Source organism: Clostridium sp. CM039, from assembly GCF_055081075.1.
On sequence record NZ_CM143649.1, the window covers coordinates 2,616,365 to 2,629,870 of the forward strand.

The 13,506-nt window shown below is 32.8% G+C and carries 11 protein-coding genes, 5 tRNA genes and 1 riboswitch; of the genes, 1 reads left to right on the forward strand and 15 read right to left on the reverse strand.

Annotated elements, in window-relative coordinates:
- Positions 1–6: 6 nt before the first annotated feature.
- The 7 genes from recD2 to ACWJJ2_RS12165 all read right to left on the reverse strand — a co-directional run bounded on the left by recD2 (position 7) and on the right by ACWJJ2_RS12165 (position 4,390).
- Positions 7–2,238 carry an SF1B family DNA helicase RecD2 gene (recD2, locus tag ACWJJ2_RS12135; RefSeq protein WP_216303969.1) on the reverse strand — a complete coding sequence of 744 codons (2,232 nt, stop codon included), beginning with the start codon at positions 2,236–2,238 and terminating at the stop codon, positions 7–9.
- Between the two features lie 206 nt (positions 2,239–2,444).
- Complete coding sequence (gene metK, locus ACWJJ2_RS12140; protein ID WP_220286871.1) at positions 2,445–3,620, reverse strand: methionine adenosyltransferase; 1,176 nt, start codon at positions 3,618–3,620, stop codon at positions 2,445–2,447.
- Between the two features lie 85 nt (positions 3,621–3,705).
- Positions 3,706–3,808: riboswitch (SAM riboswitch) on the reverse strand.
- A gap of 102 nt (positions 3,809–3,910) precedes the next feature.
- Positions 3,911–3,995: transfer RNA gene (locus ACWJJ2_RS12145), tRNA-Tyr, on the reverse strand.
- A gap of 5 nt (positions 3,996–4,000) precedes the next feature.
- A tRNA-Thr gene (locus tag ACWJJ2_RS12150) sits at positions 4,001–4,075 on the reverse strand.
- A gap of 32 nt (positions 4,076–4,107) precedes the next feature.
- Positions 4,108–4,183, reverse strand: a tRNA-Val gene (locus ACWJJ2_RS12155).
- Between the two features lie 42 nt (positions 4,184–4,225).
- Positions 4,226–4,310, reverse strand: a tRNA-Tyr gene (locus ACWJJ2_RS12160).
- 5 nt (positions 4,311–4,315) lie between these two features.
- Positions 4,316–4,390, reverse strand: a tRNA-Thr gene (locus ACWJJ2_RS12165).
- A 357-nt stretch (positions 4,391–4,747) separates the two neighbouring features.
- Here ACWJJ2_RS12165 and yyaC point away from each other — a divergent pair.
- The gene (gene yyaC, locus ACWJJ2_RS12170; protein WP_216303344.1) at positions 4,748–5,302 is read left to right on the forward strand and encodes a spore protease YyaC; all 555 of its coding nucleotides are present in this window, start codon (positions 4,748–4,750) and stop codon (positions 5,300–5,302) included.
- Positions 5,303–5,427: 125 nt separating this feature from the next.
- Here the strand turns inward: yyaC and mreB are convergent, their stop codons facing one another.
- The 8 genes from mreB to atpD all read right to left on the reverse strand — a co-directional run bounded on the left by mreB (position 5,428) and on the right by atpD (position 13,491).
- On the reverse strand, positions 5,428–6,462 hold the full coding sequence (gene mreB, locus ACWJJ2_RS12175) for a rod shape-determining protein (RefSeq protein ID WP_216303345.1): 1,035 nt from the start codon (positions 6,460–6,462) through the stop codon (positions 5,428–5,430).
- 126 nt (positions 6,463–6,588) lie between these two features.
- Positions 6,589–6,843, reverse strand: a complete 255-nt coding sequence (gene spoIIID / locus ACWJJ2_RS12180; protein ID WP_165413074.1) for a sporulation transcriptional regulator SpoIIID — start codon at positions 6,841–6,843, stop codon at positions 6,589–6,591.
- Between the two features lie 119 nt (positions 6,844–6,962).
- A complete protein-coding gene (locus tag ACWJJ2_RS12185) occupies positions 6,963–7,742 on the reverse strand; it encodes a M23 family metallopeptidase (protein WP_216303346.1) in 780 nt (259 codons plus the stop codon).
- Positions 7,743–7,979: 237 nt separating this feature from the next.
- A complete protein-coding gene (gene spoIID, locus ACWJJ2_RS12190) occupies positions 7,980–9,023 on the reverse strand; it encodes a stage II sporulation protein D (protein ID WP_216303347.1) in 1,044 nt (347 codons plus the stop codon).
- A gap of 325 nt (positions 9,024–9,348) precedes the next feature.
- Positions 9,349–10,614, reverse strand: a complete 1,266-nt coding sequence (murA, locus tag ACWJJ2_RS12195; protein ID WP_216303348.1) for a UDP-N-acetylglucosamine 1-carboxyvinyltransferase — start codon at positions 10,612–10,614, stop codon at positions 9,349–9,351.
- A 26-nt stretch (positions 10,615–10,640) separates the two neighbouring features.
- The gene (locus tag ACWJJ2_RS12200) at positions 10,641–11,360 is read right to left on the reverse strand and encodes a YwmB family TATA-box binding protein (protein ID WP_462953339.1); all 720 of its coding nucleotides are present in this window, start codon (positions 11,358–11,360) and stop codon (positions 10,641–10,643) included.
- Positions 11,361–11,652: 292 nt separating this feature from the next.
- On the reverse strand, positions 11,653–12,051 hold the full coding sequence (locus ACWJJ2_RS12205) for a F0F1 ATP synthase subunit epsilon (protein ID WP_462953340.1): 399 nt from the start codon (positions 12,049–12,051) through the stop codon (positions 11,653–11,655).
- Positions 12,052–12,096: 45 nt separating this feature from the next.
- Positions 12,097–13,491, reverse strand: a complete 1,395-nt coding sequence (gene atpD, locus ACWJJ2_RS12210; RefSeq protein ID WP_216303395.1) for a F0F1 ATP synthase subunit beta — start codon at positions 13,489–13,491, stop codon at positions 12,097–12,099.
- Positions 13,492–13,506: the final 15 nt, after the last annotated feature.

The following is a 13,506-nucleotide window of genomic DNA, read 5'->3' on the forward strand; positions in this document are numbered from 1 at the left end:
ATCAATCTAATTTTCATCATGGCCCACATTTGCATCTACTATTTGCCTTATTCTCCAGCCCAAAGCGGAGTACCGCTCGAAACTTCTGTTGTTATCTTTCATGAAATTAACAGCTTTTATTGCTCCCACTAAAACAACCATATTCTTTGCTCTAGTTATCCCTGTATAAAGTAAATTTCTGTTCATTAAAAGTGGGGGCCCCATAAACATAGGCATAATTACAACTTCAAACTCACTACCTTGACTTTTATGTATTGTAATAGCATACGCTAAAGCTAGTTCATCTAAATATACACCTTCATATTCTACCCGTTTGTCATCATCAAAAATCACAATAACATTTTCATTATCTTCATCAATATCTTCAACATACCCTACATCACCATTAAAAATGCCCACTCCATCTTCAGCTTTTGCATTAATTTTTTTCCATTTTATAGAGTAATTATTTTTAATTTGCATAACCTTGTCGCCTACCCTAAATATAGTATTCCTATATTCCTTTTCCTTTTTATACTTAGATTTAGGGTTCAATATTTGCTGAAGCTTTCCATTTAGATTTTCTATACCCAATATCCCTTTTCTCATAGGAGAGAGTATTTGAATGTTCTTCATCTTATCCCACTCTTTGTTAAATTTCGGCAATCTGGTATTAATTAAAGCAATTATACTGTCCAAGATTTTCTCCGGCTCATTATTCTCAATAAAATAAAAATCTTTATCCTTTTTATTCAAAATAGGCATCTCGCCATTGTTAATTTTATGGGCATTCACAATAATCATACTTTCTTGTGCTTGCCTAAAAATCTCCTTAAGCTTAACTACTTTAACACATTTACTGTCAATAATATCTCTTAGTACATTACCCGGTCCGACAGATGGCAATTGGTCAACATCACCAACAATTATAAGTCGAGTTCCTACGCTGATAGCTTTTAATAAACTATTCATAAGCATTATGTCTATCATAGATGCTTCATCAATAATTAGCACATCACAATCTAAAGGCGATTCCTCACTTCTAGAGAACTGCGACCCATCATCTCTGCCTACTCCAAGTTCTAATAACCTATGTATGGTTTTGGCTTCGCGACCAGTAGCCTCTGTCATTCTTTTGGCAGCCCTTCCGGTGGGCGCAGCCATATAAACTTTCATTCCTGCTTCTTCAAATACCTCTATAATGCAATTAATTATAGTAGTTTTGCCAGTACCTGGACCTCCCGTTATTATTTCAATACTATTTTCTGCAGCACCACAAATAGCAGTCTTTTGAGACGTTGCAAATTTTATGTTTTTTTCTTCTTCGAAGTCATTAATCTTTTCTTCTATGTCTATTTCTAATTCGTCATACTTTTCTATAGATAAGGTTATAATTTTTTTAGTAATAGCTAATTCACAGTAATAGAACGGCATAGTGAAAACACAGTCTTCTTCATCAATATTTTCGACTTTCAATTTTCCCTGCAATACATTATCATAAACATTTTTTTCAATTTCTTCAGCCGTAACCCCAAGAATATTTTTAGATTCTTTGTATAATTTGTTTAAGGGCATATAAGTATTTCCCATAGCGCAAAATTCATTTACCACATAATTAATTCCACTTTGTATTCTGAAAGGCGACTCTTTGTCAATGCCTAAACTTTGTGCTATCTTATCTGCAATTTTAAATCCTACTCCAGAAATGGTTTCAGTTAACACATAAGGATTATCCTGTACTACCTTTATAGAGTCTCCTCCATATTTTTTATAAATTTTCACACATTGGTTAGGTGTTACTCCATATGTTTGAAGAAATATCATTATATTTTTAACTTCTCGTTGCTTAGAATATGATTCAAAAATTAATTGAATCTTTTTTTGTCCTACACCATCAATCTCTTTTAATCTTTCAATTTCATTATCTAATATATTCATGGTGTTTTCACCAAAGTGCTGTACAATTTTTTTAGCAGTTATTGGTCCAATTCCTTGAATAACTCCTGAAGCTAAATATTTTTCTATACCTTCAAGTGAACTAGGTATTATTTCCTCACATTGTATTATTCTAAATTGCTTGCCAAATTGAGGATGAGTAACCCACTCCCCCGTTAATTTCAGGTTCTGCCCTTCACTTATATATGGCACAATGCCTACCACAGTTATCTGCTTTTTATTATCATTCAAATGAGCAATTATATATCCATTTTCTTCATTATGAAATACTACATCTTCGATTATCCCTTGTATTTCCGGCATAAAATCTCTCCTATTTATAAATTCATATAATAACATTAATAATAATATTATTAGCAATAATATTATTATTAATGTTATTATATCATATGTATTTTACATCTCTTATGTTCAGTATACCCCTATCTTAGGTTTTATCAAAATACTACTTAATAATCACATGCACTAAAAAGGGATAACAATTAATAATTGTTATCCCTTTTTTTATATTATACGTACTTTTTTATTTCATCAACCTTGTTTAGTTTTTCCCATGAAAGATCTAAATCAATTCTTCCAAAATGTCCATAGGCAGCTACTTGTTTATAAACAGGTCTTCTTAGTTCTAATTCTCTTATAATTACAGCTGGCCTTAAATCAAATACTTTTTCAACTATTTGAACTATTTTATCATCGTCAATTTTTCCTGTTCCGAAAGTTTCGACCTCTATAGATACCGGTTTAGCTACACCTATAGCATAAGCTAACTGAATTTCCAATTTATCTGAAACTCCTGCAGCAACTAAATTTTTAGCAACCCATCTTGCAGCATATGCAGCGGATCTATCAACTTTTGTTGCATCCTTTCCTGAGAATGCTCCACCTCCATGTCTTCCATATCCACCATAAGTATCTACTATTATTTTTCTTCCTGTTAAACCAGAGTCTCCTTGCGGTCCTCCAATTACAAATCTGCCTGTAGGATTTATATAATATTTAGTATTTTCATCTAATAATCCACTTGGAACTACAGGTTTTATTACATGCTCTTTTAAATCATTTTCAATTTGATCATGAGTTGCTTCTTCTGCATGTTGAGTTGAAATAACAATAGTATCTATTCTTACTGGCTTATTATCTTCATACTCTACAGTAACTTGAGTCTTTCCGTCCGGTCTTAAGTAATCTAATGTGCCATTTTTTCTTACTTCGCTTAACTTTCTTGCTAATCTGTGAGCCATAGCAATTGGTAGTGGCATGTATTCTGGTGTCTCATTAGTTGCAAATCCAAACATCATGCCTTGATCACCAGCACCTATTGCGTCAACCTTATCAATCTCGCCTGCTTTAGATTCTAATGCCTCATCTACTCCCATAGCTATATCTGTTGATTGTTCATTAATAGACGTAAGTACAGCGCATGTGCTAGCATCAAACCCGTATTTTGCTCTAGTATATCCTATGCCTTCAATGGTATTCCTAACAACCTTAGGAACATCTACATAACAACTAGTTGTTATCTCTCCCATTACTAAAACCATTCCTGTAGTAACCGCTGTTTCACAAGCAACCCTAGCATAAGGATCTTGCTCTAAAATAGCATCAAGTACAGCATCTGAAATTTGGTCACAAATTTTGTCTGGATGTCCTTCTGTAACGGATTCTGATGTAAATAATCTTTTCATTATAATTCTCCCTTCTATTCTCTAAAATTTCCCTATAAAAAAATAAAACCTCTTCCAAATATAAGAAGAGGTGATTTAATCATCTCCCTTATCTTGCAGATTATAACTGCAGGAATTGGCACCATGGTGCATTGCACCGGTTGCCGGGTTTCATAGGGCCTTTTTCCCTCCACCTCTCTTGATAAGAGTTATCAATTATTAACTTTTAATTATAATACCATATGCATTCTATGGTGTCAACAGAATCTAAACCCTGTAAAAAATAAAAAAAGACATCTATAGATGTCTTTTGGTGGAGGAGGACGGATTCGAACCATCGAAACATTACGTAACAGATTTACAGTCTGCCCCCTTTGGCCACTCGGGAACTCCTCCATATGTGGAGCTGGCAATAGGAATTGAACCTACAACCTGCTGATTACAAGTCAGCTGCTCTACCGTTGAGCCATGCCAGCATGCATTTTATTCTATTTTAAAAAGATTATTATGGTGGGAACAACAGGGTTCGAACCTGTGACCCTCTGCTTGTAAGGCAGATGCTCTCCCAGCTGAGCTATGCTCCCATAATTTATTGTAAACCATAATTTATTGTAAACCATTATAAATGGTGGAGGAGGACGGATTCGAACCATCGAAACATTACGTAACAGATTTACAGTCTGCCCCCTTTGGCCACTCGGGAACTCCTCCACTTATGGAGCTGGCAATAGGAATTGAACCTACAACCTGCTGATTACAAGTCAGCTGCTCTACCGTTGAGCCATGCCAGCATATTATGTTTTATCATTTTGCCGTTTTACCGTTTTACCGTGTCGACAAGAATTATTATACAACTTTAATTAATTAATTTCAAGTCTATTATCCTTTAATAAACGACTTCTTCTCTCCATAACTATACTATTCGCATATTTGCTTAATATTAAGCATTGATACAACTTACTATTTGCACAAATAATTTATTATATTTTTTATTTGGTTTTCCTTCATATAGTTAATATACTTATATATCATTTTTTAATTAATCATTTTTTTATTCTTTATTATAATAATACACGGGATTTATTCATATAAATTATTCATAGGAAACTAATAATTTTTCCCCAGCGCAATACAAGGAGGTATATTTCTTGAGTAAAGCTAAAACCCATTATAAAGATCCTTTAGCATACTATACACTTTCTAATTTTCTAAAAGACTATATTGACAAAAATACTTTAGTTGTTTGCATAGGTACCGATAGATGTATAGGCGATTGTCTAGGTCCTTTAGTTGGTACACTTTTAAAAAATAGTTCCTTTCCATTACCTGTATATGGCACTATAGATAATCCAATTCATGCCTTAAACATAGATAGTAAATTATCTAAAATAAATGCATTGCACCCAAATTGTACTATAATAGGTGTAGATGCTTGTTTAGGAGACATTTCAAATATTGGAGAACTCCAAGCTAGAAATTATCCAATTCATCCTGGCAAAGGTGTAGGGAAAACCCTTCCTAAGGTAGGCACTCTTTCATTAATAGGTATAGTAGATTCAAGTGATGATAGTGAATTATTTACAAATAGAAACATAAGATTGAGCTTGGTAATGGATATTGCTAATGTTTTAAGCAGATCCCTCTTGCATTCATACTATTTGCACTCCCTTACCAATGAAGAAAATAATTTGAGCCCTGTTTAACATGCTTTAATTAGTTTTAAATAATTATCCACAATTTAAACTTACAAATCTTATATAATATAAAAATAAGCAATGCAATTAAACTAATAATTGTATTGCTTATTTTTATAGCTTGCTTATACTTTTTATTCTGTTAAGCATAATTCTCTTCCATTGAATGAATTATCTAACTTATCCATATAATCCAATACTTTACCTGTTCCGAGTGCTACGCATGAAATCGGATCCTCCGCTAGATATACCGGAACTTTAGTAACCTCTTGTATGAGCTTACCTAAGCCTTTTAACAATGCACCTCCACCAGTCATAACTATACCTTTATCAGCTATATCTGCTGAAAGCTCAGGTGGTGTTTTTTCTAATACGGAATGTGCACATCCTGCTATTAAATATACCGCCTCTTTTAAAGCTTCTCTCATTTCTTCTGATGATACTTCTAAATTCTTAGGAAGACCTGTAATTAAATCTCTCCCTCTTATCTCCATGCTTGTCTTTTCTTCTTGTTTATAAGCACAACCTATGTTGATTTTTAAATCCTCTGCAGTCCTCTCACCAATCATTAATTTATGTTTTTTTCTGATATATTTTATAATCTCTTCATCAAACTTATCACCAGCTACTTTAACTGATTCACGTACAACCATGCCTCCTAAAGAAATAACTGCAATATCAGTCGTGCCTCCACCAATGTCAATAACCATATTACCACTTGCTCTAGTAATATCGAGTCCCGCTCCGATTGCCGCTGCTAGTGGTTCTTCTATAAGTTGAACTTTCTTAGCTCCGGCATTTCTACCTGCATCTTCTACCGCTCTTCTTTCTACTTCCGTTGCTTCGCAAGGTACACATATTACAACTTTTGGAGAAGATAGCCTTCTTTTCCCACAAGCCTTCTTGATAAAATGATTTAACATTTTTTCAGTTATGTCATAATCCGAAATAACACCGTCCCTCATAGGGCGTATTGCCACAATATTGCCTGGTGTCCTTCCTATCATTTGCCTAGCTTCTTCTCCTACTGCCAATACCTTATTATTATTTCTATCTATGGCAACAACAGAAGGTTCTTTTAATATAACACCTTTTCCTTTAATATATACAAGCACTGTAGATGTACCCAAATCTATTCCCATATCTGTACCCATTCTAAAAAAAAACATTTCAAAACCACTCCTGCTCTTTAGTATATTCAATATTTAAATTACACTAAACTCTATTCTATAAAGCTATAAGAAAACCCTCTTTTAATTTTAAAATTTTTTTATAGTTTTTAGCTTCGAATGTTTTTATCCTTGTGCTTCTTTATATTTCAATTTAGTTGCTCTTCCGCCTCTTATATGCCGCTCAGCTTTATTTATATCCAAAATTGTTTTTGCATCGCTGGCAATTTGAGGATTTATTGTGGGTAATCTTTCCGTCATATCCTTGTGTATAGTACTCTTGCTAACGCCAAACACTTTGGCAGTTCTTCTTATTGTAGATTTTGACTCGATAATGTACTTAGCAACTTCTAGTACTCGATCTTCAATATAGTCTTTCAAGTGTTGCCTCCTTAACCCTTATATATTTATAAATATGCATTATCTTGCTTTTAAATTCCATTCCAATTAGTCATCTTCTAATATATTTTTAAAAAATGGCTAATTGAGATGGTTATTGGTTATTTCTTAGTTTCTGCAGGTTGATATTTCTCATATTTTACATATTTAGCAGGATCAACATTCTTATTACTCTGCAGAACTTCAAAGTGTAAGTGAGATCCATATTCTTCCTTAAATGAATTTAAACTAGTGTTTCCCACTGTACCAATTTGCTGTTTTTTAGTTACTTTATCGCCTTTTTTTACTAATATTTTTTCATCTAGATTAGTACTGTTAGTAATAAATCCATTTTGATGATCTATCTTAACCATCTTACCTTTTTGGCCATTAACGTCAGTACCAACTTCTTTAACTATTCCATCCATAACCGCTACAACTGGCTCCCCTATTTTTGCTTGAATGTCAATACCTAAATTTGTCCTATAGCTTCCATCAGTCTTCCACACTACTGAATCAATATCTTTTGAATATGCCCTTGCGAGTAATCCATTTGCTACGGGATTTTCAAATTTAGCATTAACTGATTTAGATACTGCTGATGCCGCTTTTCCTGTTGTAACCTTTTTGATATCTGGTACCGCTTTAAGCGCTTCAGCCTTAGCTTTCTTTTCTTCTTTTACTTGAAGAGCACCCTCATATTCTTTTTGTTGCGCTTTTATAACATCTCCTGCATTTGCTTGTTGTTTTTGTAATGCTTCTTGCTTGCTTGAAAGCTTCTTATTATTATTTGCTGTTATAGACGCCACTGAAGCTACTATACATAAACAAACAAATAAAATTACATAGAATCCTTCCTTCTTAAAAAAATTTAATGTCTTATTGTTTTCATTCTTATTCATACAAACACCTCCATTTGTATTTTTGTCCATATTTTATTAAAACATACATATTTCCTAAAATTTATTTAAGTTAATCTACATTTTAATAATATTTATATTTTATAGTTTAAAACATATTTTAAATTTTAAATTATTCACCCTTAGTTTTACTTAAATCATCTTCAAGTTTATTTTTATAAAAAGCAAAGCTGATTATCCATTTTTTATATAGGATAACCAGCTTATGTGTATTTTTTTTCATTTGGATATAACAGTCCCTTGATAATAATGAGTTAATATTTCAATATAGGTTTTCCCATCTTTCGCCATCGCATCCGCACCCCATTGACTCATCCCTACACCATGACCATATCCGCTGCAATCTATTTCTATATTGCTTAAATTAAACTTCATTTCAAAATTCGATGATTTTAAACCGAGCATTGTTCTAAACTTACTGCCTGTCATGGTTATATTCCCTACCTTAATACTCTTAACACTCCCTGCCTCAGTCCTATCAATTACTGTTATTTGTTTCTTAACATTAGTTGATGTTACCTTAGCATTATTATAGTTTTTATTTATAATTCGACTTAGATCTTTATACTTTAAAATTTTACTACTCTTAAAGCTTCCTGCTCTTTCTTCGCCTGGACTTTCTACACTCCTTAAATAAGGTATGCTATCGCTAAATACCTCTTCGGAATTTTCCGTTTTCCCACTGCTAGTTGCAAAATAATAAGGTTCCATTACTAAGTTGTTGTTATATGTTAAAACTTGTCCTAATGTTCCTTTAACCGCCATTTTAATCTTATTCCAATTTTTTTCACCAGAAGTTCCCCATTCTTTTATACGCTCTTCTTTAGTCCTATAAACTTGACAGTGGACTGTATCGCATAAATCAGCTCCATTACCATTTTTACATGGGGTTCCACCCATTTCTGTGACATGAGCTAAAGCATAAGTCCTAGCCGCCACTGCTTGAGATTTTAAAGCTTCTATTCCAAAATCAGCTGGCATTTCCGCTGCAACAACTCCCGTAACATATTCTTCTAAACTAAGTTCTTTTATATTATTTTCTTTTGACATAAAAACTTTAACTTTAGTGATTTTGGCTAGTGAACCATATTTTATAATATTTTCATTGTCTTCTACCTTAATTGCAGAGTTTTTACCCTTATTTATACTTTTATTATTTCCTACCCCCACTATTAAAACAGAAGTAATAACTATAAATGCAATAAATGCAGTTATTAATAGAAGGATATTTTTTAAATGTACTGTAATAAAAACTCTTCTCATTTTTTTCTCCTCTCGTTATAAAACAACCTTTACCTTATACATATTAAATAACTATAAAAAATATTACTTTTTTCCATTGACTAAATCCCTGTAAAATAATAGTGCATACTATTATGCATTTATTAAAAGAGATAACGGATAAAAAGATTTAGACCAGTTGTAACCAAAAGGCACCCAAAAATAATATACTAGTCATTGTGCTAGTTTATTATTTTTAGGTGCTTATTATAAAATAATTGGAATATAACACTTATATATTCCAACTATCCAAGTTTAAATTATAAGTGAACCGCCATATATTTTTATCGCTTATTGAATTTCCCTGTTATTTATGAGAACTCACTCTTTCTATGTCTGCTCCTAGTCCCTTTAATTTCTCCTCAATAGAAACATAGCCTCTATCAATATGATATATATCATTTATTGTAGTTGTGCCCTCTGCTGTAAGTCCTGCAAGTATTAATGCCGCTCCCGCTCTCAAATCTGTAGCTGTAACTTCTGAACCTGTAAACCTATCTATACCTTCTATTACGGCACTTCTACCATCTATTTTTATATTTGCTCCCATTCTCTTTAATTCTGTGGCATGCATAAATCTATTCTCAAAAATAGTTTCTGTAATTATACTCGTTCCTTTTACTGTACACAGTAAACTCATCATCTGAGCTTGCATATCTGTAGGGAACCCAGGGTATGGCATAGTTTTTATATCTATTGGGCTTAACTTTTTCCTACCATCAACTATTATGCTATTTTTATTAATTTCTATTCCTACTCCCATCTCTGTAAGTTTTGCTATTATTGGTTTTGAATGAATTTCATCAATACCATTAATTTTAAACAAGCTTTTCGTTATTGCAGCAGTTATCATAAATGTACCCGCCTCTATCCTGTCATATATCGGCTTATAAACAACTTCTTTAAAATCTTTAACGCCTAAAATTCTTATAGTGTCTGTTCCTTCTCCATATATTTTTGCTCCCATAGCCCTTAAGAACTTTGCTAGGTCTACAATTTCTGGTTCTTCTGCTGCATTTCCTATTATTGTTTCTCCCTCGGCTAGCGTTGCTGCCATCATTATATTTTCCGTTGCCCCAACTGACGGATAATCTAAATATATATTGCTGCCTATTAGTTTTTTTGCTTTTGCTTCCACATACCCGTGACCTACTGATACTTCTGCACCTAAAGCTGCTAATCCTTTTAAATGAAGATCGATAGGCCTAGTTCCAATATTGCATCCACCCGGCAGAGAAATTTTGAAGTTTCCAAATCTTCCAAGCATAGGACCCATTATTAAAAAAGATGCTCTCATTTTTCTAACTAATTCATCATTAGCTCCATTATTAAATAAATTAGTAGTATTAATTTTCACCATTTTAGTAATTTTATCTATATTAATATCTGCTTTAAGAGATTTTAATACATCACAAATTACAAATACATCTTCAAGCATAGGAGCATTTTCAATGGTACAACTATTACCGTTTAATATTGTTGCTGCAAGTATAGGAAGAACCGAATTTTTAGATGCACTTATATCCACTTCACCTTCTAATTTTTTCCCACCTTTTATAACTAATTTATTCATTTACTTCCTCCATTATATTGTTATTTTTAATAAGTTGTAATTATTTCAGGTGTACCAATGATAATGTATCTTCCAGATGAATAATTACATACAGCATAATTAAAATCGATTGACTTTTTATTGATTACCAGCTCATCGTATTTTTTAGTATATGCTATAGTACTTAGTCCATTATTTATACTCACAGTCTCAATATTGTAAGTCCCATGGGATTTCAAAACTTTTATTATCCTATTATTAACACCATAAATGTCTTCATTTTTAACACTTGAACTACTCTCTCCCATTTTCGCCTTTAGGTATTGAAAGTATTTGATGTTTTTGCCTCTATAGCCAATACTAGTGCTAACTTTATTTTTAAGAGATACTAGTCCATTTTCGTTACCTATCTTACTTATGTTTATCGTTATATCATTCTCATTTTTGTATTTTAATGCTTCTATATATCCTTCAACATTTTCACCAGAAAACTCTATACAATAAGAATTCTCATTTTCGGAAATGTTTAATTTTATTTTTCTGTTATTAAGTTCTAAAGACTTAACTAAATAGTCACAAAATTGTTTTGGTTTTTCTCCAGTTTTAAAGCATGTTTTCAATCCATACTCCACAGTTTTGCTTTTAGTTTGGAGTAATATTTCATCGAATAAATTAACTACCTCCTGTGCATTTGAGATTTTAACATTAATTTGTAAAATAATTAGACTTAATACTATACACAAAAGTGCGATACTTTTTCTTTTCATTTTAATCCCCCTACCCTTCAATTAAATTCTTGACCATAATTTATTTTTTTATTCTATAAATAATGGTTTTTTAATATTCATGTTATTAATAAAATCATCCCCCAGCACAAGTGTGAAGAGGGCTATTTGATTCATTATATAGGTAGGGTTATTTTAAAAATTGATATTTAGTATATATCCATTCTTTATATTATTAATATATAAAATTTTAGTGGAAATGTGCTAAAAAAAATGAAATGCCATTTTTTATCAAAAAAAATGAAGATATATTAATATCCTCATTTTATAATCTCTATCCTTTTGTCTTGATTCTTTCAAGCGCTCTTAAAATAGCATTCTCTGTTCTCATAAAACCAATTCCATGCTTATGTCTCAATCTTTCTTCTGCTCTTTCTTTAGCCTGCCTTGCTCTTTCAACATCTATATTCTCTGGCCATTCACAGGCACTACATAACATTTCTACCTCACCTTGAATCACTCTTAAAACTCCCGTTGATGTAAAAGCTTTTAACTTTTTACCACTTACATCTGTAAATGTTGTCACCGTAGGTTTTAATGGAGATATCATAGGAACATGATTGGCAAAAATACCAAATCTGCCATCATCACTCTCCGTGTTCAAACTCAGTATTTCACCACTATAAAACTCCTTTTCCGGAGTAAGTATAGTAAGCTTTATATGATTTTCCATATAAATACACTTCCATTTCTATGCACATATTCTTAAAATACTTTATTAACCAGCCATAGTTTTCGCTTTTTCTACGGCCTCTTCTATAGATCCAACAAACATAAATGCCGCTTCAGGTAAGTCATCATGCTTTCCTTCAATGATTTCTTTAAATCCTCTTACCGTTTCTTTTACTGGTACAAATTTACCTTTCATTCCTGTAAATTGCTCCGCTACAGTAAATGGTTGAGATAAAAACCTTTGAACCTTTCGCGCTCTTAATACTACCATCTTATCCTCTTCAGATAATTCATCTATCCCTAATATTGCAATAATATCTTGAAGTTCTTTATATCTTTCAAGGATACGTCTAACTTTTATTGTAACATCATAGTGTTCCCTACCAACTATTCTAGGATCAAGCATTGTTGAAGTAGATTCTAGTGGGTCTACCGCTGGATAAATGCCCAATTCAACTATCCCTCTAGAAAGCACTGTAGTAGCATCAAGATGACTGAATGTAGTAGCTGGTGCAGGATCAGTTAAATCGTCTGCCGGTACATATACAGCCTGAACAGATGTAATAGATCCTTGTTTTGTAGATGTAATTCTCTCTTGTAATTGTCCCATTTCCGTAGCAAGTGTTGGTTGGTACCCGACCGCACTTGGTATTCTGCCAAGTAGCGCAGACACCTCTGAACCTGCTTGTGTAAATCTAAATATATTATCTATGAATAAAAGTACATCTTGACCATGATCTCTAAAATATTCTGACATGGTAAGCCCTGTTAACGCAACTCTCATTCTAGCTCCAGGTGGTTCATTCATCTGTCCAAAAACTAAAGCCGTTTTAGATATAACTCCTGACTCTTTCATTTCATTATAAAGATCATTACCTTCCCTAGTCCTCTCACCAACTCCGGTAAATACTGAAAGTCCATTATGTTCTTTTGCAATATTATTCATAAGTTCTTGAATAAGAACCGTTTTACCAACTCCTGCCCCACCAAAAAGACCAATTTTACCACCTTTTTGATATGGCGCTATTAAGTCTATTACCTTAATACCTGTTTCAAACATTTCTGGCTCAACAGACTGTTCTGCAAATGTTGGGGCTAACCTGTGAATAGGCATATATTTATCTACTTTAACTTCTCCCATTTCATCCATAGGCTTTCCAAGAACATTAAACAGCCTTCCTAGTACTACATTCCCAACTGGAACTGATATTGGACTACCTGTATCAACTGCCTCAAGACCACGGCTTAATCCCTCTGTGCCTTCCATAGCTATTGCTCTTATAATATCATCACCAATATGCTGTTCAACCTCGGCTACAACCACTCTATCATTCATCTGAATTTCAATACTGTTGTAAATATTGGGAAGACTATCTGAGTCAAACTTTATATCTATAACAGGCCCTATTATTTGAACTACTTTTCCTATATGTCCTGGCATTGTTTTCACTCCCTT